At 71.6% G+C, this 22145-nt stretch carries 24 protein-coding genes and 2 pseudogenes; 18 read left to right on the plus strand and 8 right to left on the minus strand.

Annotated elements, in window-relative coordinates:
* Positions 1-653, plus strand: a 653-nt coding sequence (locus tag ABD844_RS34865; RefSeq protein WP_344887433.1) for a zinc-binding dehydrogenase, incomplete at its 5' end; no start/stop codon positions are given.
* A gap of 16 nt (positions 654-669) precedes the next feature.
* Here the strand turns inward: ABD844_RS34865 and ABD844_RS34870 are convergent.
* Complete coding sequence (locus ABD844_RS34870; protein WP_344887435.1) at positions 670-1311, minus strand: class I SAM-dependent methyltransferase; 642 nt, start codon at positions 1309-1311, stop codon at positions 670-672.
* A gap of 120 nt (positions 1312-1431) precedes the next feature.
* Complete coding sequence (locus tag ABD844_RS34875; protein WP_344887437.1) at positions 1432-1722, minus strand: YybH family protein; 291 nt, start codon at positions 1720-1722, stop codon at positions 1432-1434.
* Positions 1723-1942: 220 nt separating this feature from the next.
* On the opposite strand from ABD844_RS34875, the gene ABD844_RS34880 reads away from it, so the two are divergent.
* On the plus strand, positions 1943-4528 hold the full coding sequence (locus ABD844_RS34880) for a DUF6493 family protein (RefSeq protein WP_344887439.1): 2586 nt from the start codon (positions 1943-1945) through the stop codon (positions 4526-4528).
* A gap of 128 nt (positions 4529-4656) precedes the next feature.
* On the opposite strand, the gene ABD844_RS34885 is transcribed toward ABD844_RS34880, so the two are convergent.
* Entirely contained in the window at positions 4657-5229 is a 573-nt protein-coding gene (locus tag ABD844_RS34885) for a TetR/AcrR family transcriptional regulator (RefSeq protein WP_344887441.1), read from the minus strand.
* Between the two features lie 152 nt (positions 5230-5381).
* On the opposite strand from ABD844_RS34885, the gene ABD844_RS34890 reads away from it, so the two are divergent.
* Entirely contained in the window at positions 5382-6215 is an 834-nt protein-coding gene (locus ABD844_RS34890; RefSeq protein ID WP_344887443.1) for an alpha/beta fold hydrolase, read from the plus strand.
* Positions 6216-6271: 56 nt separating this feature from the next.
* Here the strand turns inward: ABD844_RS34890 and ABD844_RS34895 are convergent, their stop codons facing one another.
* Both ABD844_RS34895 and ABD844_RS34900 read right to left on the minus strand, forming a co-directional pair.
* A complete protein-coding gene (locus ABD844_RS34895; RefSeq protein ID WP_344887445.1) occupies positions 6272-6748 on the minus strand; it encodes a VOC family protein in 477 nt (158 codons plus the stop codon).
* Positions 6749-6862: 114 nt separating this feature from the next.
* Positions 6863-7786, minus strand: a complete 924-nt coding sequence (locus ABD844_RS34900; protein ID WP_344887447.1) for an AEC family transporter — start codon at positions 7784-7786, stop codon at positions 6863-6865.
* A gap of 244 nt (positions 7787-8030) precedes the next feature.
* Here ABD844_RS34900 and ctaD point away from each other — a divergent pair, with 244 nt between their 5' ends.
* From ctaD to ABD844_RS34945, 10 genes and pseudogenes are all read left to right on the plus strand, one after another.
* The gene (gene ctaD, locus ABD844_RS34905) at positions 8031-9695 is read left to right on the plus strand and encodes an aa3-type cytochrome oxidase subunit I (RefSeq protein WP_344887588.1); all 1665 of its coding nucleotides are present in this window, start codon (positions 8031-8033) and stop codon (positions 9693-9695) included.
* Positions 9692-9928 carry a DUF3040 domain-containing protein gene (locus ABD844_RS34910; protein WP_344887449.1) on the plus strand — a complete coding sequence of 79 codons (237 nt, stop codon included), beginning with the start codon at positions 9692-9694 and terminating at the stop codon, positions 9926-9928. Before ctaD ends, ABD844_RS34910 begins: the two co-directional genes overlap by 4 nt.
* A gap of 66 nt (positions 9929-9994) precedes the next feature.
* A complete protein-coding gene (locus ABD844_RS34915) occupies positions 9995-11074 on the plus strand; it encodes a protein kinase family protein (protein WP_344887451.1) in 1080 nt (359 codons plus the stop codon).
* 16 nt (positions 11075-11090) lie between these two features.
* Entirely contained in the window at positions 11091-11423 is a 333-nt protein-coding gene (locus ABD844_RS34920; RefSeq protein WP_344887453.1) for a YnfA family protein, read from the plus strand.
* A 118-nt stretch (positions 11424-11541) separates the two neighbouring features.
* Complete coding sequence (locus ABD844_RS34925) at positions 11542-12105, plus strand: dihydrofolate reductase family protein (RefSeq protein WP_344887455.1); 564 nt, start codon at positions 11542-11544, stop codon at positions 12103-12105.
* A 66-nt stretch (positions 12106-12171) separates the two neighbouring features.
* Positions 12172-12459 carry a hypothetical protein gene (locus ABD844_RS34930; RefSeq protein ID WP_344887457.1) on the plus strand — a complete coding sequence of 96 codons (288 nt, stop codon included), beginning with the start codon at positions 12172-12174 and terminating at the stop codon, positions 12457-12459.
* Positions 12460-12554: 95 nt separating this feature from the next.
* Positions 12555-12653 (plus strand): annotated as a pseudogene (locus tag ABD844_RS53370) (hypothetical protein); the annotation flags it as partial.
* 41 nt (positions 12654-12694) lie between these two features.
* On the plus strand, positions 12695-13039 hold the full coding sequence (locus ABD844_RS34935) for an RNA polymerase sigma factor (protein ID WP_344887459.1): 345 nt from the start codon (positions 12695-12697) through the stop codon (positions 13037-13039).
* 35 nt (positions 13040-13074) lie between these two features.
* Positions 13075-13455 carry a hypothetical protein gene (locus ABD844_RS34940; RefSeq protein ID WP_344887462.1) on the plus strand — a complete coding sequence of 127 codons (381 nt, stop codon included), beginning with the start codon at positions 13075-13077 and terminating at the stop codon, positions 13453-13455.
* A gap of 113 nt (positions 13456-13568) precedes the next feature.
* Positions 13569-15077, plus strand: coding sequence for an alpha/beta fold hydrolase (locus tag ABD844_RS34945; RefSeq protein ID WP_344887464.1), 1509 nt, complete (start codon positions 13569-13571; stop codon positions 15075-15077).
* Positions 15078-15112: 35 nt separating this feature from the next.
* Here ABD844_RS34945 and ABD844_RS34950 read toward each other — a convergent pair whose 3' ends face one another.
* Positions 15113-16015, minus strand: a complete 903-nt coding sequence (locus ABD844_RS34950; protein WP_344887467.1) for a hypothetical protein — start codon at positions 16013-16015, stop codon at positions 15113-15115.
* Between the two features lie 296 nt (positions 16016-16311).
* Here ABD844_RS34950 and ABD844_RS53375 point away from each other — a divergent pair.
* Both ABD844_RS53375 and ABD844_RS34960 read left to right on the plus strand, forming a co-directional pair.
* Positions 16312-16383, plus strand: a pseudogene (locus ABD844_RS53375) (hypothetical protein); the annotation flags it as partial.
* A 209-nt stretch (positions 16384-16592) separates the two neighbouring features.
* Positions 16593-17723 carry an nSTAND1 domain-containing NTPase gene (locus tag ABD844_RS34960; RefSeq protein WP_344887591.1) on the plus strand — a complete coding sequence of 377 codons (1131 nt, stop codon included), beginning with the start codon at positions 16593-16595 and terminating at the stop codon, positions 17721-17723.
* 370 nt (positions 17724-18093) lie between these two features.
* Here ABD844_RS34960 and ABD844_RS34965 read toward each other — a convergent pair whose 3' ends face one another.
* Both ABD844_RS34965 and ABD844_RS34970 read right to left on the minus strand, forming a co-directional pair.
* On the minus strand, positions 18094-18420 hold the full coding sequence (locus ABD844_RS34965) for an STAS domain-containing protein (RefSeq protein WP_344887473.1): 327 nt from the start codon (positions 18418-18420) through the stop codon (positions 18094-18096).
* Between the two features lie 119 nt (positions 18421-18539).
* Positions 18540-19133, minus strand: coding sequence for a DUF5994 family protein (locus ABD844_RS34970; protein WP_344887476.1), 594 nt, complete (start codon positions 19131-19133; stop codon positions 18540-18542).
* A 503-nt stretch (positions 19134-19636) separates the two neighbouring features.
* Here ABD844_RS34970 and ABD844_RS34975 point away from each other — a divergent pair.
* The 3 genes from ABD844_RS34975 to ABD844_RS34985 all read left to right on the plus strand — a co-directional run bounded on the left by ABD844_RS34975 (position 19637) and on the right by ABD844_RS34985 (position 21917).
* Positions 19637-19879, plus strand: coding sequence for a hypothetical protein (locus tag ABD844_RS34975; RefSeq protein WP_344887479.1), 243 nt, complete (start codon positions 19637-19639; stop codon positions 19877-19879).
* A 319-nt stretch (positions 19880-20198) separates the two neighbouring features.
* Positions 20199-20405, plus strand: a complete 207-nt coding sequence (locus ABD844_RS34980; RefSeq protein ID WP_344887594.1) for a cold-shock protein — start codon at positions 20199-20201, stop codon at positions 20403-20405.
* Positions 20406-20669: 264 nt separating this feature from the next.
* Positions 20670-21917: a DUF5994 family protein gene (locus ABD844_RS34985; protein WP_344887482.1), complete on the plus strand. Its 1248-nt coding sequence runs from the start codon at positions 20670-20672 to the stop codon at positions 21915-21917.
* The last annotated feature ends 228 nt before the right edge of the window (positions 21918-22145 follow it).

The following is a 22145-nucleotide window of genomic DNA, read 5'->3' on the forward strand; positions in this document are numbered from 1 at the left end:
GCATGGCCGTGGACACCACGGCGGTCGCCGAGGTCCCCGGCGAGGTCGGGCTGGCGCAGGCCGCCGCGCTGCCGATGGCCGGGGTGACCGCTCTGCGCACCCTGCGCTCCCGCCCGATCCTGGGCCGCACGGTGCTGGTCACGGGCGCGGCCGGCGGCGTCGGCCGGTACGCGGTCCAGCTCGCGGCCCTGGGCGGCGCCCACGTCATCGCCTCCGTGGGCTCTCCGGCCCGCGCGGAAGGGCTGGCCGAGCTGGGCGCCCACGCGGTGGTCGTCGGGCTGGAGGGCGTCGACCGGCCCGTCGACCTCGTCCTCGACAACGTGGGCGGGCCCCAGCTCGCCGCCGCCTGGGAGCTGCTCGCGCCGGGCGGAGGCGTGCAGAACATCGGGTGGGCCTCCGGCGAGCCGGCGGTGTTCGAGCCGTACTCGCTGTTCTCGGTGGGGCCCGCCAAGACGATGAGCACCTTCGGCGACGTCCACGGGCTCGGGCCCGACCTGGCGACGCTGCTGGCGTTCGTCGCGCAGGGCAGGCTGTCGCCGGAGGTGGACTGGCGCGGCACCTGGGACCGCGTCGAGGAGGCCGCCCGCGCGCTGCTGGACCGGCGCGTCGCGGGCAAGGCGGTCCTCGACGTGGACCCCGCGCCCGCGGCCTGAGCGCGCGGGCCGGGGCTCAGCCCGTGGTGCGGCGGGCCAGCAGGTACGCCGTGGGGAACCCGCGCCTGGCGTCCTCCCCGGGCGCGACGACCAGGCGCGCGACCTCGGCGAACCCCGCCTCCAGCAGCAACCCGGCCACCCCGTCGAGCGCGTAGCGGTGGGCCGGGTACGCCATGTGGTCGAACGGCTCCGCCAGCCCTTCCGGCCCCTCGTACCCGGGGAAGCCGAGCAGCAGCAGACCGCCGGAGGCGAGCACCCGGCCGAACTCGGCGAATGTCTCCGGCAGCAGCTCGGGCGGCGTGTGGATGATCGAGTGGTTGGCGACCACCCCGGCCAGGGCCGCGGCGGGCACGTCGAGCGCGCCCATCAGGCCGACCTCGAAGCGCAGCCCCGGATGGTCGGCGCGGGCGCGGGCGACCATCTCCGGCGACACGTCCACGCCGAACGCGTCCACGCCGAGAGCGCTCAGGTGCGCGGTGACGTGGCCGGGCCCGCAGCCGGCGTCCGCCACCGGGCCGCCGCCGCCCGCCAGGACCATGGCCGCGAAGGCGGGGATCATCGCGTGGTGCAGCGGGGTCTCGTGGTAGCGGCCCGGGATGCACTCGGCGTAGCGGGCGGCCACGGCGTCGTAGGCGGCGGCGAGCGGGGCGTACGTCATCGGCGGCGGCTCCGGACCGGGGGACGGGGACGGGAAGGCACGCCACTGTAGCGCCGTCCTGCGGGGAGCGCGATCGAGGTCGAGCGGGCGGGCCCGCCACCCCGGGAACACCCGCCGGGGTTAGGCGGTGCCGCTCATGTCGATCTCGGTGCCGCGCGTCGACCAGTCGACGATGAGCAGGGCGATGTCACCGGCCACGTACGCGTGGCGCGGGCGCGCCTCGATCGGCAGGCCGAAGCTCTGCAAGTGCCGGTTGGCGGCCAGCCGGGCCTGCCCGGTGACGGGGTGGCCGGGCACGGGGACGAGGACGGCGGCGTCCTCGTAGGCGTGGTCGAGTGCGCGGGGATCGCCGGTGTTCATGGCCGCGACGAAGAGGGCGGCGGCGCTGTCGGGGTCACCGGTGAGGATCATGCGAGGCGCTGATGAGTCATGACTATCCATGACAAAATGATCATAACACGTTCTATGGGGTCAGGGCATGATCCCGGAATTGTCGTGGGCCTTCGTTAGGGTCCCGGCCATGGTCGATGCGGTGGCGGCGGGCGCGCGTGCGCTCACGCGCATGGTTGCCCGAGCCCGCCGTGGTCGCCGTCTGTGGTGGTTCCAGGTGAATTGGCCGGGAGGCGTGCGCGTGAACGTGTGGGAAGACCTGCTCAAGCTGGTCCAGGCGGGCGATGTGCCGGGGACGGTGCGGTTCATCACCGAGCTGGACGCGTCCGGCCGCAAGGCGGTCGCGGCGGAGCTGCCCGGTCACGTCACCCGGCGGGGCCGCGCGGCCGACTGGACGGAGTGGAGCCGGGAGGCGAGGCCGCTGCTGCTGGCGGGCGTGGGCGTCATGAGCGGCGCGGCGGCGGTCACCGCGTGGCTGTGCAGGCGCGAGTTCCGCTGGGGGAGTGGTGGGCGCGAGAGCGGGCAGGTGCTCGGCCTGCTGCGGCGGCGGCCCGTGGAGTGGCAGGCCGACGTGGCCCGCCGCCTGGCCGCCCGTATGCGGCTGCCGGAGCTGCGGCACTGGCAGGTGGCGGCCGAGCTCGTCCGCGAGACGGGCATCGAGGCGCCGGGCGACGCGGCGTTCATGGTGGGCTGGCTGCAGGCGCTGCGCCCGAGCACGGCCGCCGGTGACCCGCTGTTCGCCGCCTACCGAGACAGGCTCTTCGACATCGACGGCCTGCCCGAGGCGAACCTGTGGGAGCTCGCCGAGACGGTGATGGGGCTGCTCGGCGACGGCCGGCTCGATCGCGTTGCCGTCGTCGACGCGCTCGTCCGACGCCTGCTGCGCGACGGCCCAGGGGCGCCGGTCCAGCTCGCGGGCCTGCACGACCGGCTCGACCTCGACCTCGACGAGTCCGCGGGGCATGCCCGAGACTACGCGCGGCTGCTGCCCGCGGGGCCGGTCGCGGTGGCCGATCTGGCGCTGGCGCAGTTACGGCGGCTGGAGGAGGCGGGGCGGCTGGAGGAGGAGCTGTTCGCCGAGGCGCTGGCGGCGCTGGCGTTCCGTCCGGAGAAGAAGCTGCAGCGGGCGGCGGTGTCGTGGGCGGGCGACGCGGTGCTGCGCGTCTCGGGGCGGGTGGACACCGTGCTGGAGGCGCTGTCGCCGATCTTCACGCAGGACACGCTCGCCCTCCAGCAGCGCGCCGTACGGCTGGCCGTCAAGCTGGCGCCGCAGGCGGGGCCGGTGGGCCGCGAAGCGGTCCGGCAGGCGGCGACTGAGCTGCCCGACGAGCTGCGGGAGCGGGTGTCAGAGGCGTACGGCGGCGGCATCCTCGCGGCTCCGTCACCCGAGGCGCCCGTGCTGGCGGTCGCCCAGGGCCCGTCGATGCCGCCGCCCATCGCCTCGCCGGAGGAGCTGGCCCACGAGTTGACGGCCCTCGGCTGGCGGTCCGACGTCTACGCCTACGAACGCCTGCTCTCCGGCCTGGCCGAGTGGTCGCACCGGGAGCCCGACAGGCTTCGTGCGGCGTTGCGCCCGTGGTGGCAGCCGTTCGAGCCCTATCAGTACGGCCTCTACGGCAGCGAGATCCACGAGGGTCTCATCGAGGCCGTCAACCGTGCCTTCCTCGCCTTCGCCGCCCCCGAGCACAGCAGGGAGGTGACGCGCGAGTCGGTCAAGCGGCGGCGGCGTCCCGTCGAGCCGGGCCCGATCGACCGGCTCTACCTGCGGCGGGCGTTGGAGCTGGTGACGCCGTTCGAGGAGGGCACGGGCTGTCCGGTGCTGCTGGCCACGCCCACGTCCGGCACCGGTCACCTCGACCCGGGCGTCCTGCTCGACCGTCTGGAGCGGCTGGCGGCCGCGGGCGTCCCCGCCCTGCCCGCCGACCTGGCCCAGGCGCTGCTGCGGCTGCCGCGCGCGTTCGCGCCTGACGACGTCGAGCGGGCGGTCCGGGTGCCGTCGGAGGCGGGGCGCGTGTGCGCGGGGTGGATGCGCGGCGGCGGGCCGGCCGACCCCGGCGTGCGCGTGTCCGTGCACCGCCGCCGTGGCCATGAGGGCTCGGACTGGCCGGAACTCAGCGCCCAGCTCACCCCGCCCGACTCCGGCCTGCCGGGAACGAGTGGCTCCGGCCCTGGCCCGTCCGATCCGCGGCTGCTTGAGGAGTTTCGCGCGCTGTACGAGACGAAGTCCGGTCACACCTACACGCTGACGTGGTGGCCCCTGGCGATGCCCGCCCACCGGGAGTTCGCCGCGGCCCACCTGTCCGGTTACGTGCAGTGGTCCATGGACTCCAGTGACGGCCAGACCCGCGCGCTGGCCGCGCTGGTCCACGGCGACGGCCCGCTCGGCGCCGCCACCGCCGCCGCCCTGGTCTGCGGCATGGGCCACGTGAACCCCGCCGACCGAGGCATCGCCACCGACGCCTTCCTCACCCTGGCGGCGCGCGGCGAGGTGCCGGTGCCGGAGCTGGCGCAGGCGGTGACGGAGCTGGTCACGGCGGACTTCGTCAAGCTGAACCGGGTGGTGTCCGTCCTCGACGACGCCACGCAGGCGGGGGCGCACGAGGCCGTGTGGGCGATCATCGCCCGTACGCTGGCGGGGCTGCTGCCCGGCGACGGCGAACGCCCCCGAGCCGGAGCGGCCGACCTGCTGGCGGCGGGGGCGCGGGCGGCCAGGATCGCGGGGGCGAAGGCGGAGCTGCCCGAGGTGGCGGCGGTCGCGGCCAGGAAGGGGTCGACCAGGCTGGTACAGGAGGCGCGGCGGCTGCTGCGACTCGTCGGCACCCCCTGACCATCCGGCCCAGGGACATCCTTCCCACCCCCCATCGTGGCGGGCGCCTTGAGCGCAGTTGGGTGACGTGCGCTCGCAGGCTCTTGCGCGCCTGAGCCGAACGGTGGCATCCAAGGGCCGAACGGTGGTCAGGAGCGGCGGGTCCAGGTGTCGGCGGTGTCGGCCAGCTCGTCCAGCGCCGCCCGCACGCGCTCCTCGTCGCCGGTGGTCAGGTAGTCGATCTGCAGGCCCGCGTAGGCGGCGTTGAGCAGGGTGGCCTTGCGCAACGCGTCCTGCTCGGGCACCCCGTGGGCGCGCAGCACCTCCGCCACGTACTCGGCGCGGTCACCGAGCATCTTGGGCACGTACGGGCCGGTGAGCCGGCCGGCGGCGGACAGGCCCTCGATCTCGTGCAGCAGCCGCACCATGGGCAGGTCCTCGCCGACGTGCCAGGCCCAGGATGCGCGGACGACGTCGCCGAGACCGGTCTCCGGGGCGGGCAGGGCGGCCAACCGGGCCTTCTGCCGCCGGTCGAGGTGGGCCAGGACGGCGCTGATGAGCTCGTCCTTCCCGGCGAAGTGATGGGTGAGGACGTACGTGCTGTGGCCGAGCGCCTTGGCGAGGGGGCGCAGGGAGAGCTGGGCGATGCCGTGCTCGGCGAGATAGGCGACGATCGCGTCGAGCAGTTCGGTACGGCGTCGCGGGTCGCGGGGCCTGGCCACCTCGGCTCCTTCCTCCCGCGACGACCGGCGGCGGGCCCGTCGGCCGGACGGGTGGGCAAGAGTGCACAGCCTATTTGCATGACGACTGTTTTGCCGAATAGACATGACGATCGTTATGCTAACGGCTTCCAACGATCACGGAGGCGGCGGCGGTGACGAGCGCGGAGACCCACGGGGAGACGGTGCTGACGGAGCATTTCGCGAACGTTCGCGGTGTTCGCCTGGCCTGGTTCGAGGCCCGGCAGACCGGAGTGCCGGTGCTGGCGCTGCACGGGCACTTCGGGAGGGGGCGGGCGTTCGCGGCGCTGGCCGAGTCGCTGGCCCCGCGTCACCGCGTGATCGCTCTTGAGCAGCGCGGTCACGGGCACAGCGGACGGGGTGACGGCGACTTCAGCCCCGACGCCTACGTGGCCGACGCCGCCGACTTCCTGCGCGGGCTCGGGCTGGGACCGGTCGTCGTGCTGGGGCACTCCATGGGCGGCGTGACCGCGTTCCGGCTGGCCGCCCGCCACCCCGACCTCGTCCGGGCCCTGATCGTCGAGGACGGCGGCGCGTTCAACCGGCGGCCCGACATCCCGCACCCCGTCCTCGACGTACGGGGCTGGCCGCGCCGCGCCCCCACCCTGGCCGCGCTGCGCCGCGCCATCGAGGCCCAGGGCATCCCCGACGCCGGCTACTTCCTGGAGAGCGCCGTCGAGCACCCCGACGGCTGGGGGCTGCTGTTCGACCACGACGACATGATGGCCTCGCAGCAGGCCCTCGTCGGCGACTGGTGGGCCGACTGGCTCGGCTCGCGCTGCCCGGCGCTGCTCGTGCACGGTCTGGACAGCTTCGTCCTGCCCACCGCGATGGCCCGCGAGATGGCCGCGCGCCGCCCCGGCACCGTGCTGCGCGAGCTGCCCGGCTGCGGCCACTGGGCGCACGACGACGACCCGGCCGCCTTCGCCGCCGCCGTACGGGAGTTCCTGGACACGCTTGAGCCGTGACCCCGGCGCGGCGCACACCGGCCCGTCGCGGCGCCGCCGGGCGGCGCCGAGGACCGCTACGCCGACCCGGCCGCCTCGCGCAGCGCCTGGAGGTCGATCTTGTGCATGCCCAGCATGGCCTTCATGACCTGCTGCGCCTTGGCCGGGTCGGGGTGGCCCAGCAGCTCGGGCAACTGGCGGGGGATGATCTGCCAGGACAGCCCCCACCGGTCCTTCAGCCAGCCGCACTGCGACTCCTGGCCGCCGTCCGCGGTGAGCCTGGCCCACAGCTCGTCCACCTCCTCCTGCGTCTCGCAGTCCACGTAGAGGGAGATGGCCTCGGTGAAGGTGAACTCCGGCCCGCCGTTCAGCGCCACGAACCGCTGACCGGACAGCTCGAAGGAGACCGTCATCGCCGTGCCGGCCGGGCCCGGCCCGGCCTCGCCGTAGCGCTGGACCTCCAGGATCCGCGAGTCGGCGAACAGCGAGCTGTAGAACGTGGCGGCCTCCTCGGCCTGGTTGTCGAACCAGAGGTACGTGGTGATCTTCTGCATGACCGGTCCCTTCATCGGGGTTGTCGTTGTCCGTCACCCAGGCGTCGAACGGGCCGGGCGTGGATCGACACGGATCGACCCGGATTCCGGGAAATTTTTCCCGGCGGACTCCGCTCAGCCCAGGACCGCCCCGATCGCGGTCATGATCGGGATGGACAGGCCCGTCGTCACCAGCACGGCGCCGCGGGCCAGACGCCTGCCGGTGTCGTACGTGACGGCGTACACGTAGATGTTCTGGGCGGTGGGCAGGGCCGCGAACAGGGTGGCGGCCAGCAGGTGCGTGCCGTCGAGGCCGAGGGCGAAGCGGGCGGTGACGTACGCGACGGCGGGTTGCGCGACGGCCTTGAGCGCCACGGCCAGGCCGAGGTCCTTGCCGACGCCGTCCTCCTCGGGGGTGGGGGCCGCGTGGCGCGAGCCGTACAGGCTCAGTCCGTACGCCAGCAGCGCGACGGGGACGGCCGCGCCGCTGAGCAGGTCGATCGGGCGCATCACCGGGACCGGCAGGGAGATCCCGCTGAGCGCGAGTGCGAGCCCGAGCAGGGAGGCGACCGTGAGCGGGTTGCGCAGCGGCAGCAGCAGGGCGGCGCGCGGCGAGCGCGAGCCCTTGTCGAGGATCAGGAAGGAGACGGGCGTCAGGACGAGGAGTTGGAAGAGCAGGATGGGGGCGATGAGGGCGGCGTCGCCCAGCACGTACAGGGAGATGGGCACGCCCAGGTTGCCGGCGTTGACGTAGGAGGAGGCCAGCGCGCCGATCGTGGCCTGCCGCGCGGTGCGCCGCCACGCGAGCGTGGCCACCAGCACGAACACGAGCTGCGTGAACGCCACCGCGATGACCTCGGTCAGCAGCACCGGCGACACCAGCGCGCCCAGGTCGGCCCGCGACACCGTGGCGAACATCAGCGCCGGTGTCGCCACGAAGAACGCCAGCCGCGACAGCACCAGCTCGTCGCTGGGCCGCAGCAGCCCGACGACGCCGATGACGTAGCCGAGTACGGCGACCGACACCAAGGCGGCGAACGCCGCGACAACCCCCGACAAGTCGTTTCCTCCAAAACTGGACGTTCAGGAGGTTATCGGAGGCCCTCCGGCGGGGGGCGGCCGGTGCGGCGCCTCCCCCCTGGGCTCTCCCGGGCTTCCGCCGGGGATGAGGGGCGGCGGGATGAGGGCCGAGCATAGGTCCCAGTGCAGGGGGTAAGCCCGTCATAGCGGTTCTGACCTGGAAAAACGCCATTCAGGTCGGGCGTCGCGAGCACAACGGGGCAAATGGGGGGTCTCGGTGGCTATAGACGAAGCGCGTACCGAAGAACCGTCGACCTCGCCGCCCGACCCGTCCAAGGGCCTCGGGCGGCGCCTGGCGAGCTGGCTGTCCACCACCGATCACAAGATCATCGGCTACCTGTACCTGATCGCCTCGTTCGCGTTCTTCCTGGGGGCGGGCGTCATGGCGATGATCCTGCGTGCCGAGCTGTTCAGCCCTGACCTGGCGCTGGTGACCAACGAGCAGTACAACCAGCTCTTCACCATGCACGGCACGATCATGATGCTGTTGTTCGCCACCCCGTTGTTCGCCGGGTTCGCCAACGTCGTCATGCCCCTGCAGATCGGCGCGCCCGACGTGGCCTTCCCCCGCCTCAACGCCGTCAGCTTCTGGTTGTTCCTGTTCGGCGGGCTGATCGCGGTCAGCGGCTTCTTCACCTTCTCGGGCGCGGCCAGCTTCGGCTGGTTCGCGTACACGCCGCTGTCGGACGGGGTCTTCTCGCACGGCCCGGGCGGCGACCTGTGGATCATGGGGCTGGCGCTGGCGGGCCTGGGCACGATCCTCGGCTCGGTCAACTTCATCACCACGATCATCTGCATGCGCGCGCCCGGCCTGACCATGTTCCGGATGCCGATCTTCACCTGGAACGTGCTGCTGACCAGCATGCTCGTGCTGATGGCGTTCCCCGTGCTGGCCGCCGCCCTGCTCGCGCTGGAGGCCGACCGCAAGCTCGGCACCCACGTGTACGACCCCGCCAACGGCGGCCCCATCCTCTGGCAGCACCTGTTCTGGTTCTTCGGCCACCCCGAGGTCTACATCATCGCGCTGCCGTTCTTCGGCATCATCACCGAGATCCTGCCCGTCTTCAGCCGCAAGCCCATCTTCGGCTACATCGGCCTGGTCGGCGCCACCATCGCCATCTCCGGGCTGTCGATGACCGTATGGGCGCACCACATGTTCCCCACCGGGCAGGTGCTGCTGCCGTTCTTCTCCTTCTTCACCTTCCTCATCGCGGTGCCGACCGGCGTGAAGTTCTTCAACTGGACGGGCACGATGTGGCGCGGGCACCTGAGCTTCGAGTCGCCGATGCTGTTCTCGGTCGGCTTCCTGGTCACCTTCCTGCTGGGCGGGCTGACCGGGGTGATCCTGGGCTCACCGCCGCTCGACTTCCACGTCACCGACAGCTACTTCGTCGTGGCGCACTTCCACTACGTGGTCTTCGGGACCGTCGTGTTCGCCATGTTCGCCGGGTTCTACTTCTGGTGGCCGAAGATGACCGGCAAGATGCTGCACGACGGGCTCGGCAGGGTGCAGTTCTGGATGCTGTTCATCGGCTTCCACGCCACCTTCCTCGTACAGCACTGGCTGGGCATGCTCGGCATGCCGCGCCGCTACGCCGACTACAGCGCCGTCGACGGCTTCACCGACCTGCACCGGATCTCCTCGATCGGATCGTTCCTCCTGGGCGCCTCGGTGCTGCCGTTCCTCTACAACGTCTGGTACACGCATCGGAAGGGGAAGAGGGTCACCCTCGACGACCCCTGGGGGTTCGGCAACTCGCTGGAGTGGGCCACCTCGTGCCCGCCGCCCCGGCACAACTTCACCAGCCTGCCCCGCATCCGTTCCGAACGGCCCGCCTTCGACCTGCACCATCCCCACGTCGGCGGACGTGCGATCGAGGCGGAGTGACGGCCGTGGAGGGCCTGTCACCCCAGGAGCGACTCATCCTGGAGGCGATCGAGGTGGAGCTGAAGAACAGCGGGCCGGGGCTGGCCCACCGGCTGGACGCGTTCAACGCCCAGGCCGCCCGGCAGGGGCCCCAGCGCTTCGCGGCGCACGTCAGCGGCTGGGAGGTGGCCGGGGTGCTGGCCATGGTCGTGCTCCTGTGCGTGATCATGACATTGCTGGTCGTCTCCTGCTGACGCGCCCGGGCGGCGTGGCCGCTAGGCTGGCCGCCCGGCCGAGCCAGCAGATCACGGAGGACTCCGGTGGACGACGACCAGCCCAGGTCACGCGAGCGTCGCCTGAGCGGCTACGCCGCCGTCTCCACGTCCCTGGCCCTGCGCGGCGACCACGAGCTGGCCGAACTGCTGGCCGAGCGGGCGGTCCCGCTCGGCAGCGGCATCGGCGGCACCTCCGCGCTGCTGGAGGTCGAGGGCACCCCCGTCTTCGTCAAGCGTGTCACCCTCACCGACCTCGAACGGCAGCCCGTCCACGCGCGCTCCACGGCCAACGTGTTCGGCCTGCCGCCCTTCTGCCAGTACGGCATCGGCTCACCCGGCTTCGGCGCCTGGCGGGAGCTCGCGGCGCACACGATGACCACGGACTGGGTGCTGTCCGGGCAGTTCACCGGATTCCCGCTCATGTACCACTGGCGCGTGCTGCCGCAACCCGCGCCCGCCCTGCCCGAAGAGCTGGCCGACGAGGAACGGACCGTCGCCTACTGGGGCGGCGGCGAGGAGGTGCGCCGCCGGCTCCACGCGCTGCGCACCTCCTCGGCGAGCCTCACGTTGTTCCTCGAACACTTCCCGCACGACCTGCACACCTGGCTGGCCGCCCAGGTGCGCTCCGACGGTGCCGAACGGGCCTGCGCCATGGTGGACCGGGGCCTGCGCGAGGGGGTGACGTTCATGAACGCGCGGGGGCTGCTGCACTTCGACGCCCACTTCGAGAACATCCTCACCGACGGCCACAGCCTCTACTTCACCGACTTCGGGCTCGCCACCTCCTCGCGCTTCGCCCTGTCGCCGCAGGAGAGCGCCTTCCTGCGGGTGCACGCCTCCTACGACCGCACGTACACGATGAGCCAGTTCGTGGGCTGGCTGGCCTGGGCGCTCCACACGACCGACACCGACGAGCGCGACGCGCTGGTGCGGGCCTGGGCCGACGGTGAACGGCCCGGCGGGGTGCCGGCCGGGGTGGCGGCGATCCTGACCAGGTACAGCCCGCTGGCCGCGGTGATGAGGGGCTTCTACCGCAGGTTGCAGCGCGAGAGCAGGCAGGCGCCGTACCCGCTGGAGGAGATCCGCCGTGTCGGCGAGCGGCACGGGCTGCCCGTCGGCGTCTGACCCGAGGTGAGGTTCTATGACCGTTTTGCGGTCCATCGCCCTGTTCGTCCTGGCGGCCCTGGCCGAGATCGGCGGCGCGTGGCTCGTCTGGCAGGGCTGGCGCGAAGGGCGCGGCGTGTGGTGGATCGGCGCGGGGGTGCTGGCGCTGGGCGCGTACGGGTTCGTGGCCACCTTCCAGCCCGACCAGAACTTCGGCCGCATCCTGGCCGCGTACGGCGGCGTCTTCGTGGCCGGGTCGCTGGCCTGGGGCATGGTGGCCGACGGGTTCCGCCCCGACCGGTGGGACGTGATCGGCGCGCTGATCTGCCTGGCCGGGGTGGCGGTCATCATGTACGCGCCACGCTCCTGACCGTCGCGCCACGGACGGCTCCGGCTTACGGTCGGGGAGCGGCACACGGTAACCCTTTCGTAAGGGGTGTGCGCCACGCTGGGGGGCACATGAAGCGCCGACCAGAAGGAAACACCTCATGCGTACGTTCAAGCTCCAGGTCCAGACCACCATCGACGGCTACATGGCCGGTCCCAAGGGCGAGATGGACTGGGTGACGTCCTCCTGGAGCGACGACCTCAACACCTACGTCGAGGCCCTGATGGAGTCGGTCGACCACATCGTGCTGGGCCGCAGGCTCGCCGAGGGGTTCATCCCCGCCTGGGCGGCCGGGCCTGAGGGCGAGACCAAGGAGGGCATCGCCTGGATGAACGACACCCCCAAGGTCGTCATCTCCGACAGCCTGGCCGAGTCGCCCTGGCCCAACGCCACCGTGGCCGGGGGAGACCTGGTCGAGACCGTCAACCGGCTCAAGTCCCAGCCCGGCGGCGATCTCATCGCCTACGGCGGCGGCACCCTGGTGTCGAGCCTGATCACCCACGAACTGCTCGACGAGCTCCACCTGTTCGTGAACCCGGCCACGATCGGCACCGGCATGCCCGTCTTCCCCGACCTGGCCGCCGCCCAGCGCTTCAGCCTCGTCACGGCCCGTCCGTTCGAGTGCGGGATCACCGCCCTGCACTACCAGCCGCAGCGCCCCTGAGCGGGCCTGTTTCCATGTTCGGCACGCCGGGCCGAACGGTTTCGTGGTTTCGTCCGATGTAGGAGTGTGACGGCAGACAAGAACCTCGGCGGGGCGTGGGGGGTGACGGTGACGGGTGGCGCGATCTTCGGGCTCATCTCCTGGCGGGCCGTTGCGACGCTGCTGGCGATCATGGCCTTGAGCGGGGCCTTTCGGATCATCATCGAACGGCAGCGGCGCCGGACCTTCGTGGCACTGGTGACCGACGCTCCCCCGGGCACCGTGGTCGTACAGCAGGATGGCCCCGGAGGCCAGATGATGAGGATCACCCTGGGCAGGCAGCGCACTCGGCCACGAGCCGAGGACGGCGGGTGACCGCCCGGATCCCCCCGGAGATCGCCGACCAAGTGGGAAGGCTGTATGTCCAGGCCGCATCGGCACTGTTCCGATACGCCTGCAAGCTCCCCCAGGTGGACCGGGCACACGCAGAGGACCTGGTGCACATCGCGTTCCAGGAGGCCGCGCTGTGCTGGGACGAACTCGCCGCCCGGGATCTGGAGGGCCGGCGCAGGTGGTTGTTCGCCGTGTTGCGGAACAAGGCGATCGACGAGTGGCGCAGGAACCGGCGTCAGCAGCCCTGCGCCGACCTCCCCGAGCCCGTCCACCCGGCGGCGGAGCCTTCGACCAGGTCCTGTCCACGCTGGCGTTGCGGAGGTGCTGGTCGGCCGTCGAGCAGATGCCGCCGATGCGGCAGCGCGTCGCCTTCCTACGCTGGAACGAGCAGTGGACCACTCGCGAGATAGCCGACTGGCTGGGAGTCGCCCCCGGAACAGTGCGCGGGTACATCAAGGTCGCGCGAGATCAACTGGTCGAACAGATAGGTGCCGACGTCCCCTTCCTGGACGATCAGGAAGACAGCGCGGGCAGTGGAAACGATCACAGGAAGGAGGGGTAGTGGGGGGGAACTTTGATCCTCGGATCAATGATCGCGTGCTTCTCGATGAGATGGAGCTCTACGGGCGGCTCCTCGCGGCGGTGGCCACGTTCGACAGGCCGTTGACCGAAGCGGAGATCGACGAGGTTCTCGACCTCGGTCCCGAACCTGCACGCTCGGGTCCGCAGGCGCGGGTGCTCGCCTCCGTCCGAGCGGGGACCGACGTCGGACGCCGCCCGGGAAGCCGTACGGAGCGTCGGACGCCGGGCTTCGTGGTGCGGCGTGACACCACCCCCGTCTCGCCCGCGCAGGTGTACCGGCAGGCGCGGCAGCAGGCAGCCGCCGACGAGCCCGCCCATGACGTGGGCGCCGGGCTCGCCAGGCTCGTGCAATGGATGACCCACGACTCCGACGACAACCCGGCCCGCTCACCCTGAGCCACACGGACTCCGGCGGACGCGCGCGGGACCGGCACGGCCTCGAACGGAAACGCCGAGGAAACGGCCGATGGCGCATGACTGGTCCTTTCGCCGAGGAAAGGACTCCATTCGTGAACCGTGCGACCGCGACCGGCGTGGCGCTGGGCGCTCTGCTGACGAGTTCCCTGGTCGCTGCGCCGCCCGCCCCGGCCGGCGCCGAGGTCAGGCCGGCTTCCATCGTGTGGCGACAGTGCCCGGCGTACTCCGACGAGGAGTTGCGCTCACGAGGGCTGACGGAGGAGCAGTTCGCGACGTTCAGGCGGGTGCTCGGCCGCGCGGAGTGCGGCACCCTGAACGTTCCCCAGGACTACGCCGACCCGGGCGGCACGCCGATCACCGTCGCCCTGACCAGGCTGAAGGCCACCGACCAGAAGCGCAGGATCGGGAGCCTGGCGGTCAACCCGGGCGGGCCGGGCGGCAGCGGCTACCTGATGCCGATCGAGCTCGTCACGAAGGGCGTGCCGCTGGACGAACGCCATGACCTGATCGGGTTCGACCCCAGGGGCGTCGGCCGCAGCACCAAGACCGCCTGCGCCCTGAGCCCGGGCGAGAGCCAGCCAGGACCGGTCACCGAGGAGCGGGCCAGAAGGGTCTACGACGAGACGGCCGCCAGGAACCAGGCGTGCGCCCGCTCGAACCCCGCCTTCCTGAGGCAGCTCACCGCCGCCAACGCGGCCCGCGACCTCGACCGCATCCGTGCCGCGCTCGGCGAGCCGAAGATCAGCTTCTACGGCGTCTCCTGGGGGACCTGGCTCGGGGCCGTCCTGCGCAGCCTGTACGGCGACAAGGTGCACCGGATGTGGCTCGACAGCGTCGCGCCGCCCGATCGCGGCCGGGACCACGCGGCCGAACTGCGCGCCATGGCGAGCGACCGCGTCTTCCAGCGGATGGCCGCCTGGATCGCCGAGCGCGACGCCGCCTACGGGCTGGGCGCGTCCCGTGAGGAGGTGGTGTCGGCGCTGACGGCGCTGCGGAAGTCGCTCGACGCCGAGCCGCTGACGTTCACCGACCCCGGCCTCACCGTGGACGGGGGCCGGCTCGCCGAGGCCGCGGGCCGCTCCAGCACGAGCTGGCCCGACGTCGCGCAGGCGGTCAGGGAACTGGCGGACGCGAAGGGGCCGACGGCGCCGCCGGCCGTCAAGAAGGTGTTCGGCGGCGGCTCGCGCGGCGACGGGTCCGACAGGACGGCCAACCTGGCCTACGTCTGCAACGAGGACTCGGGCTCGCGCGCGTTCGAGCCGGCGTGGCAGGCGTACCAGCGGCGCGTGCGGCTCTACCCGGTGACCGGCCGATCCAGCGCCTACGTGCCGACGTGCGCGGGCTGGCCGCCGGTGGCGGACGAGACCTCGGTCAGGCGCGGGAGCGGCTCGCTGATGTTGTCCGGCCACCGGTACGAGACCCTGGCCCCGTACGAGGGGACGCTGGACATGCACGACACCATCGGCGGGACCCTGGCGACCATCGACGACGACGTGCACGGCTCCGCGGCCCGGGTGCCCGGCTGCATCACCAAGATCGTCGACTATTTCGAGACCGGGCGGCGCACCGGCACCTGCCCAGGCTCGCCGCTCCCCTCCTGACGGGAACGAACCACGGCGGGCGCCCGGCAGGGTGCTCAGCCGTGGTCGCGCATCCAGAGCTCGGCCAGTTCGCCGGTGTCCGCGCTCTGGAACGCCACGCTCCGTTCCTGGTGGTCCACCTGGACGCCGACCGGGCGCAGGTCCGGCACCAGGCCGCTGCGCAGGGCCTCGGCCTCGGGCAGCTCTTCGTGGCGGCCGGGACGCCACCAGTAGACCTGCGGGGAGAGCGCCTTGTCGCCCGTGTCGTACAGTCGCCGCGACAGGTCCTGCACGGCCTCCATCGCGGCGAACAGGTGCGCCTCGCCGCCGATCTCGTGGACCAGCACGTACTCGGGCAACGGGAAGGAGACCAGCGCGCCGTACGGGGCCTGGCCGGTGTGGCGGCGCAGGACGTGCGCGTGCGCGCCGACGTACCGGTGCGTGCCGCCGATGTGCGTCACCGGCACGCCCCCGACGCTGCTGGTGCTCGCGTAGTGCTCCTCGGCCAGCGAATGCGCCACGGCGGCCCCGAAGGCGGCGTCCTGCGGCGCGTCGCCGAGCCGGGCCCGGTCGAGCGGCATGATCGAGTCCGGGTAGTCGACGACCACGGTCTCGATCAGCCCGGGGGCGAGCCGCCTGGTCACCAGCGAGTCGCGCATCTCGCCGAGGGCGTCGTCGGTGTACAGGCGCATGCGCAGGTCCTGGTCCCGGATCCGCTCCGAGCCGCGGCCGAACGCCGCGGCGGCCTGGGCGGCGTACCCGGCCGCGGCCTCCTGGAGCGCACCGGGGCCCGCATTCGCGGCGTGGTCGCGCCAGGCGCTGATGTCGGCGTTCGCGGTGGTGCCGTCGGGCAGTCGCACGCTGATGGTGTGCAGGTCGGGCAGCGCCGCTTCGTACCCCTGCTCGGCGAACGCGCGCAGCAGCGCCTGGCCGATGTCGTCCTGTGCGGTTTCTCTCATGGAACGCGCACTTTACCGGGAATGCCAGGCCACAACGGAATCGAGACGTCCCGGCCAGACGCGGACCCGGCGGCCCATGCGAACCCCGCACCGGATTCCACTGAGTCACTTGCGCGAGGTAAGCGGCGCTTGTTAGATCGAGCTGATCACCTCGTCGGCGTGGCGGCGGACCCGGAGGAGGGACAGCGCAGGTGCCTCGGCCAGAGCGTCCGCTGGACACGGGAGACAGCTCGTCGTCACGTTTCGCGGCCGACCTGCGCGCCCTGCGCAGGAAGGCCGGCGATCCCACCTACCGGGTGCTCGCCCAGCGTGCCCACTACTCCGCCGCGACGCTGTCGGAGGCCGCCTCGGGCCGAAAGCCGCCCACGCTGGCGGTGACGCTGGCCTCTGTGGGCGCCTGCGGCGGTGACGAGGCCGAGTTGGAGGCCCGCTGGCGGCGTATCAGCGAGGAAGCGGCGAAGCCCGGCGATGACGACACCGCTTCTCCGTACGCCGCCTCCCCGTACGTGGGCCTGGCCGCCTTCCAGGAGGAGGACGCGGCGCGGTTCTTCGGTCGCGAACGCATGACGACGAGCTGCTGGCCCGTGTCGCCGAACGCCGGATCGTCATGCTCTTCGGCGCCTCGGGCGCGGGCAAGTCGTCGCTGCTGCGCGCCGGGTTGCTGGCCGGGGTCCGTGCCGGGCGGCCGTCCTGGCGGGCTCTGCTGTTCACGCCGGGGACGCACCCGCTGGAGGAGTGCGCCATCCGGCTCGCGGGCGTCGTCGGCGGCACCCCTGGCCCGCTGCGCGACGAGCCGGCAGGCGACCCCCGGGCGCTGTACCGCCTGGCCGGGCAGGCCCTCGACGGCGAGCCGGCCGAGGCCGAGATCCTGCTGATCGTGGACCAGTTCGAAGAGGTCTTCACCCTCTGCCGCGACGAGGGGGAACGCGCCCGCTTCCTGGACCTGCTCCTCACCGCGGCCACCGGCGGCAACAGCCGATGCCGGCTCGTCATCGGGGTGCGGGCCGACTTCTACGCCCACTGCACCGGCCATCCTGCCCTGCTGGCGGCACTGCCCGAGGCTCATCTGCCGCTCGGCCCGATGACCGCCGACGAGCTGCGCGAGGCCGTCATGCAGCCCGGCGTGCGCGCCGGGCACATCGTGGAGGGCGCGCCGGCAGCGCGGATCGTCGCCGACGCGGCGGGGCAGCCCGGCGCCCTGCCGCTGGTCTCCCACGCCCTGCTGGAGACCTGGCTCAGGCGCTGCGGCGTCGCTCTGACGCCGGCCGCGTACGAGGCGGCGGGCGGCCTCAGCCAGGCCGTCGCGAGGACGGCCGAGGACACCTACACCGCGCTCGGCCCCGGGCGGCGGCGGCTGGCCCGGCAGGTCTTCCCGCGCCTGACCGCCCTCGGCGAGGGCACCCAGGACACCAAGCGCCGCATCGGCCGCCACCAGCTCGACGACGACCCGGACACCGGCGCCGTCCTGGAGCACCTCGCCCGCGCCCGCCTGATCACCCTCGACCGCGACGGCGTCGAGATCGGCCACGAGGCCCTCATCCGGTCCTGGCCCCGCCTGCACGACTGGCTGGACGAGGACCGCGAGGGGCTGCGCCTGCACCACCGGCTCGCCGAGGCCACCGAAGCCTGGGCCGCGCTGGGCCGCGACCCGGGATCGCTCTACCGGGGGACGGTCCTCGCCATGGCCCGCGACCCGGCCGGCGCTTGACGGTGTCGTCGCCTTTGATCTGGGGTTGCCGTGTCGCCAAGCCGCTCGATCCGGCCGCGCCCAAGGCTGAGCCACCGAGCGCAGCACGACGGCGTCAACCAGGAACGAGCTGTCCGCGCAGGAATTCAGACGCGGCACCGGGCAGCAGGTCGGCGAGCCGGTGGCCCAGGCCGGGGGAGGGGGCTGTACTGGGGAGTTCGGCGCGTTCTTGACCGCCGATGAGCAAGTGGACGTGTGGTCTGAGGTGCCTCATATGCCGTTATCGGGTGCCGACGAGCATTCAGCTCCGGAGTGGATCGTCAGTGGCGCTCCTGGGCGTGCGGGAACGGCGATCCCACCCGGGCCAGCGGGGTCTGGGCGCGCACCCGGATCAGGCCACCACCACCGGCAAGCTGCGGCCCAGGCCGGTGAGGCGAAGCAGTCGGGACATGAACGGGCGGGGCCCGCTCAGGACCAAGGTGATTCCCATCGTCCGGGCGCGGTGCCGGATGCCGACCAGGACGGCCAAGCCGCCGGCGTCGCAGAACGACACCTGCGACAGGTCGATGACAAGCAGGCTCGTGCTGTATTTCAGCGTGTTCAGCAATTGCTGGCGAAGCGCTGCGGTGGTGAAGATGTCGATCTCGCCCGACAGGCGGACGGTGGTCGGCCGCGAGGAGTCGGCCACGCCGAAAGGGGCGGTGTCGGTCACAGTCATGGAATATCTCCTTTTTGGAGAAGCTGAGATGGGATGAGATGCCTGCTGACCAGAACGTCGGTCCGCCTGGATCGGGCGGTCCTTGAACTGTTCGATCCGGCCGGCAGACGGCACACGGGTCACACCGGCCAAGGGCTGTCCGCTGAAGGAGGGGTCTCCTGGTCGGTGACCGACCCGCACTCGTTCTCCCAGCAGGCCGCGCTCTCGGTGGCCGTCCCGCGCAGAGGCGGAGCGGGGCCGGGCGGCAAGCGTGCGAAGGTGACGATGTCATCGGCTGTCAGGTCGGCGGTGTTCTGGGCGGTGAGCTTGAGCGCGGCCTCGGCAGGGCCGGCGGCGGTGTCCGGTGGGATGACCAGCAGGACGACGGGCTCGCCGGTGGCGAAGAACAGAGCGACCAGGCGCGGGTCGGCGTGGCGGAACCAGCTGATGCGTACCGGCCGCCCGCGTGCCGGGATCCGGCGCGGGATGTGCTGCCACGCGTCCCGGCACACGCCTACCAGTAGCGTGGTCCTCCCCAGCCGCTGGTCGACGGCGGCGATGAGGCCGGGCAACTCGGTGGCCGCGTCGCGGGAGAAGGGCCACCAGGCGCCGTCCACCGCGGCTCGCCGATCCAGCACCGGGTGGAGACTGAGCCGTAGCACGGAATCGACCCGAGGAATCGCCGACGAGACGGGACTGAGCGGTGCGGACTGAGAAAGAAGTGCCGGCGTCATGGTCGTTGACCTGTCCGGGCCCCACTTGAAGGGGCCGGTGATGGTTCGCCGGGGGCGACGCCGACCTGAATGCCAACGCTCGAAAAGTCCTCGGTGTTTTCACTCTACCTTGTACTTCCCGGAATTCCCTAATTCCGGAAGTAGGTGTATAGGCGACTTCCGGAAACACCGCCCTCGGCTCAGGGATCACGGAGCCGGCCGGACCAGCTTCAGGAAAAACGCGTCCGGCTCTCCAGGCCGGGACGCTGCACGATGGTTCCTGCTCGCACCTGAACATCCTTGTGCGGACGCTCAACCCCAACTGAGCCTAAAGCCAAGGGCATGATTTCTGCTGATAGTCTCCGGTTTTGATTCCTCATTTAAGGTCGTCTCTGTAGATGGAAGTCCTGCTTTGGGTAGGACGGGCCTGCCATGCTCGGGTCACGGCTTGTCCGGGGAGTCCAGGGAGATCGGGGTGTGCGCGGTGGCGCGGGGGGATTGGCTGGAGAGTCGTGGAGGACGAGATGGCGAACGTGGACGTGTGGGTGTACGCGCTGTCCAGCGTGGAAGGCAAGGAGCAGCGGGTGACACTTCACCTGTACGGCGGGCAGTCGCTCAAAGGGGCTGTCGTCGAGCTGGATCGATCCCGCAACACCGTCGTGCTCGACGAGTACGCGCATGGCTCCGCCGCGACGCGGCACGAATCGCCCGTGCACACGGTTCTCCTGACAGCGGTGCAAGCTGTCACGATCCACAAGGAGGAGTAGGCGGGTGGCGTCAACGGCGCCCCGCTGGCTGCCGAGCGGCCCGGATGGCCCGTGGGCAGCGGATCGGCCGCCCCTGCGGCACAGCGTTCGAGTGCTGCGTGGTCGCCTGCGGACGGGACCGGTCCGGCGCTCCGAAAAGCTGTGGTAACCTCGAAGCCGTTGCAATAGTCTACCCATAAAATGACTTTGTACGCACCTGGCAGAGTTTATTTCCAGGTGCGTTTTTGTATCCGGTCATCTCCGGATGGGCTCTCATTGCGGCGACCCGGCGATTCGCGCGGTGCGAATTGCGTCCCGGTAATCTCTGAAGGAGATCGTCATAGCATCCGGAACCGTCAAGTGGTTCAATGCCGAAAAGGGCTTCGGCTTCATCGAGCAGGACGGCGGCGGCCCCGACGTCTTCGCGCACTACTCCAACATCGTCGCCAACGGCGGCTACCGTGAGCTGCGCGAGGGTCAGAAGGTGTCCTTCGACATCACCCAGGGGCAGAAGGGCCCGCAGGCGGAGAACATCGTCGCCGCCTGACCTGGCGCGGTCCTGAGCCCGGCCCGCGCCCATGACCGGATGCGGGCCCGGATCAGCTTCGGGCCGTACCTTCGTATCCCCGTGTGGGTTGACGGGGGAGCGGGGCCGGGGCGGCGTATGGTGAGTTGCCTGGGACATTTCGCATGTCGGCAACCGCGTCGGCGTCGCCCCGGATACGCCCGGCCCGCAACGCCGGAGACAGGCGGCACACCGATGCCGAACCGAGATCCCTCAGTCACGCCTATCACCCTGCGTCCGGCCCGGGTGTCCCTCGAACCCACGCTGACCCGCGACGGAGCCCTCGACGGGGCCTGGTGGCCGCACTCCTCCGACCTTCACCATGAGCTGCCCGTCCTCGTCCGCTTCCTGGAGCACCGGCTCGGTCCCATCCTGCGGGTCAGACTCGACACCGCCGCCTGGTACGACGTCCCGGCCCACCTGCTCGTCGACGGCCGTTTCGTCCGCGTCAGCGGCTTCTCGGCAACGCCGAACACCATCAGGGTGATTCGCGGCAGCCAGGACGGCTTCATGCTCCTGGTGATCCCGCCGCACACCGCCGGCCCCATCGCGTCCGCCGCGATGAGCACCGCCGCGCGCACGGGCAACTCCCTGTCCGCGAACGAGATCCTCGCCCCTTTCGACCTGCTCGCGCATCCATCCGTGTCGGGGATGAGAATGCGCCGCTATCAGGACTCCGACAGAGAGGCGGTACTCGCCCTCGTCGACGCCGATCGACTGCCCGGCCAGCCGTCGTGCACGTCCCACATGCTCGACCAGGCGATGACCGGCACGTCTCTTCCCGGTCCCGGTCCCGGTCCCTGCGACGACATCGAACATCCGCGAACCGACGTGCTGGTGAATCCGTACGGCCACGTTGCGGGAGCCGTGTCGTACGCGACACACCGCGATCGCCGCGCCGGGCAGATCCTCTGGCTGCACGGGCACGAGATGCTGGACGTCGTGGCGGCCCTCGTCCGCCACGCGCTCCACCGGCTGGGCGGCGGCGCACCCGTGCACGCCTTCGCCACTGCCCTCGCGCCGGGCCTCGGACTGGCCGGCCTGCCGACGGGACGCCGGCCCGTGACCAGAAAGGTCCTCGAGAACGCGGGCTTCGTCGCGCGGGACTCCTGGCGTTACCTGCGCCGTACGACGCCTAGCGATCCCCGTGCTCCCGGGTGCCCGATGGTTGAGGTCGTCGCCAGCACCGCCCCGCCGGGCTGGTGGCTGAAGGCCCGGGACGACGACGCCTCGGCCGAACTGGTCGCCCAGGAACCGAACGACGGCCTCGGCGTCCTGTGGTGGTTCGGCGCCGCCGCCGGCCACGCCGACGAGGAGCTCGAACGGGCGCTGCTGTTCCAGGCGGACGCCCTGCTACGCGAACACGCGGCCTCGGAGACGGTCCTGTACGCCGCCGGCGACCCGGAACCATCCTGGGAGCTGTTCGAGGCCGCCGGTTTCGCGAAGATCGACCATCTCGTCTCCTTCACCCGGCTGTATGCCTCCGCCGACTGACCTCGCCCGAACTCTGTGCCTCTGCGGCCCTTTCGTGCGAGACCCGGAGGTCGCGAGTTCCGGCCACGGCCGTCCGTACCTGCCGCCGCAGCACCTCACCGAAGGAAAGAGATCATCGTTCCCCGCATCATCACCCCGTCCGAGCAGCCGGCACGACCAGTACGCCGCCACGTCAGCGAGGCGAAGCTGAACGCGCGCGGCCAACTGACCGAGGACGTCGTCCGGTGG

The organism is Nonomuraea antimicrobica (assembly GCF_039536965.1).
Taxonomy (GTDB): Bacteria; Actinomycetota; Actinomycetes; order Streptosporangiales; family Streptosporangiaceae; genus Nonomuraea; species Nonomuraea antimicrobica.

Coding starts and splice junctions, on each gene's coding strand:
- ABD844_RS34875 (WP_344887437.1), bottom strand. CDS start 1,722: ATGATCCTCACCGGTGACCCCGACAGCGCCGCCGCCCTCTTCGTCGCG.
- ABD844_RS34965 (WP_344887473.1), bottom strand. CDS start 18,420: ATGACTGTGACCGACACCGCCCCTTTCGGCGTGGCCGACTCCTCGCGG.
- ABD844_RS34925 (WP_344887455.1), top strand. CDS start 11,542: ATGCGTACGTTCAAGCTCCAGGTCCAGACCACCATCGACGGCTACATG.
- ABD844_RS34950 (WP_344887467.1), bottom strand. CDS start 16,015: ATGAGAGAAACCGCACAGGACGACATCGGCCAGGCGCTGCTGCGCGCG.
- ABD844_RS34970 (WP_344887476.1), bottom strand. CDS start 19,133: ATGACGCCGGCACTTCTTTCTCAGTCCGCACCGCTCAGTCCCGTCTCG.
- ABD844_RS34895 (WP_344887445.1), bottom strand. CDS start 6,748: ATGCAGAAGATCACCACGTACCTCTGGTTCGACAACCAGGCCGAGGAG.
- ABD844_RS34870 (WP_344887435.1), bottom strand. CDS start 1,311: ATGACGTACGCCCCGCTCGCCGCCGCCTACGACGCCGTGGCCGCCCGC.
- ABD844_RS34975 (WP_344887479.1), top strand. CDS start 19,637: ATGGCGAACGTGGACGTGTGGGTGTACGCGCTGTCCAGCGTGGAAGGC.
- ABD844_RS34920 (WP_344887453.1), top strand. CDS start 11,091: ATGACCGTTTTGCGGTCCATCGCCCTGTTCGTCCTGGCGGCCCTGGCC.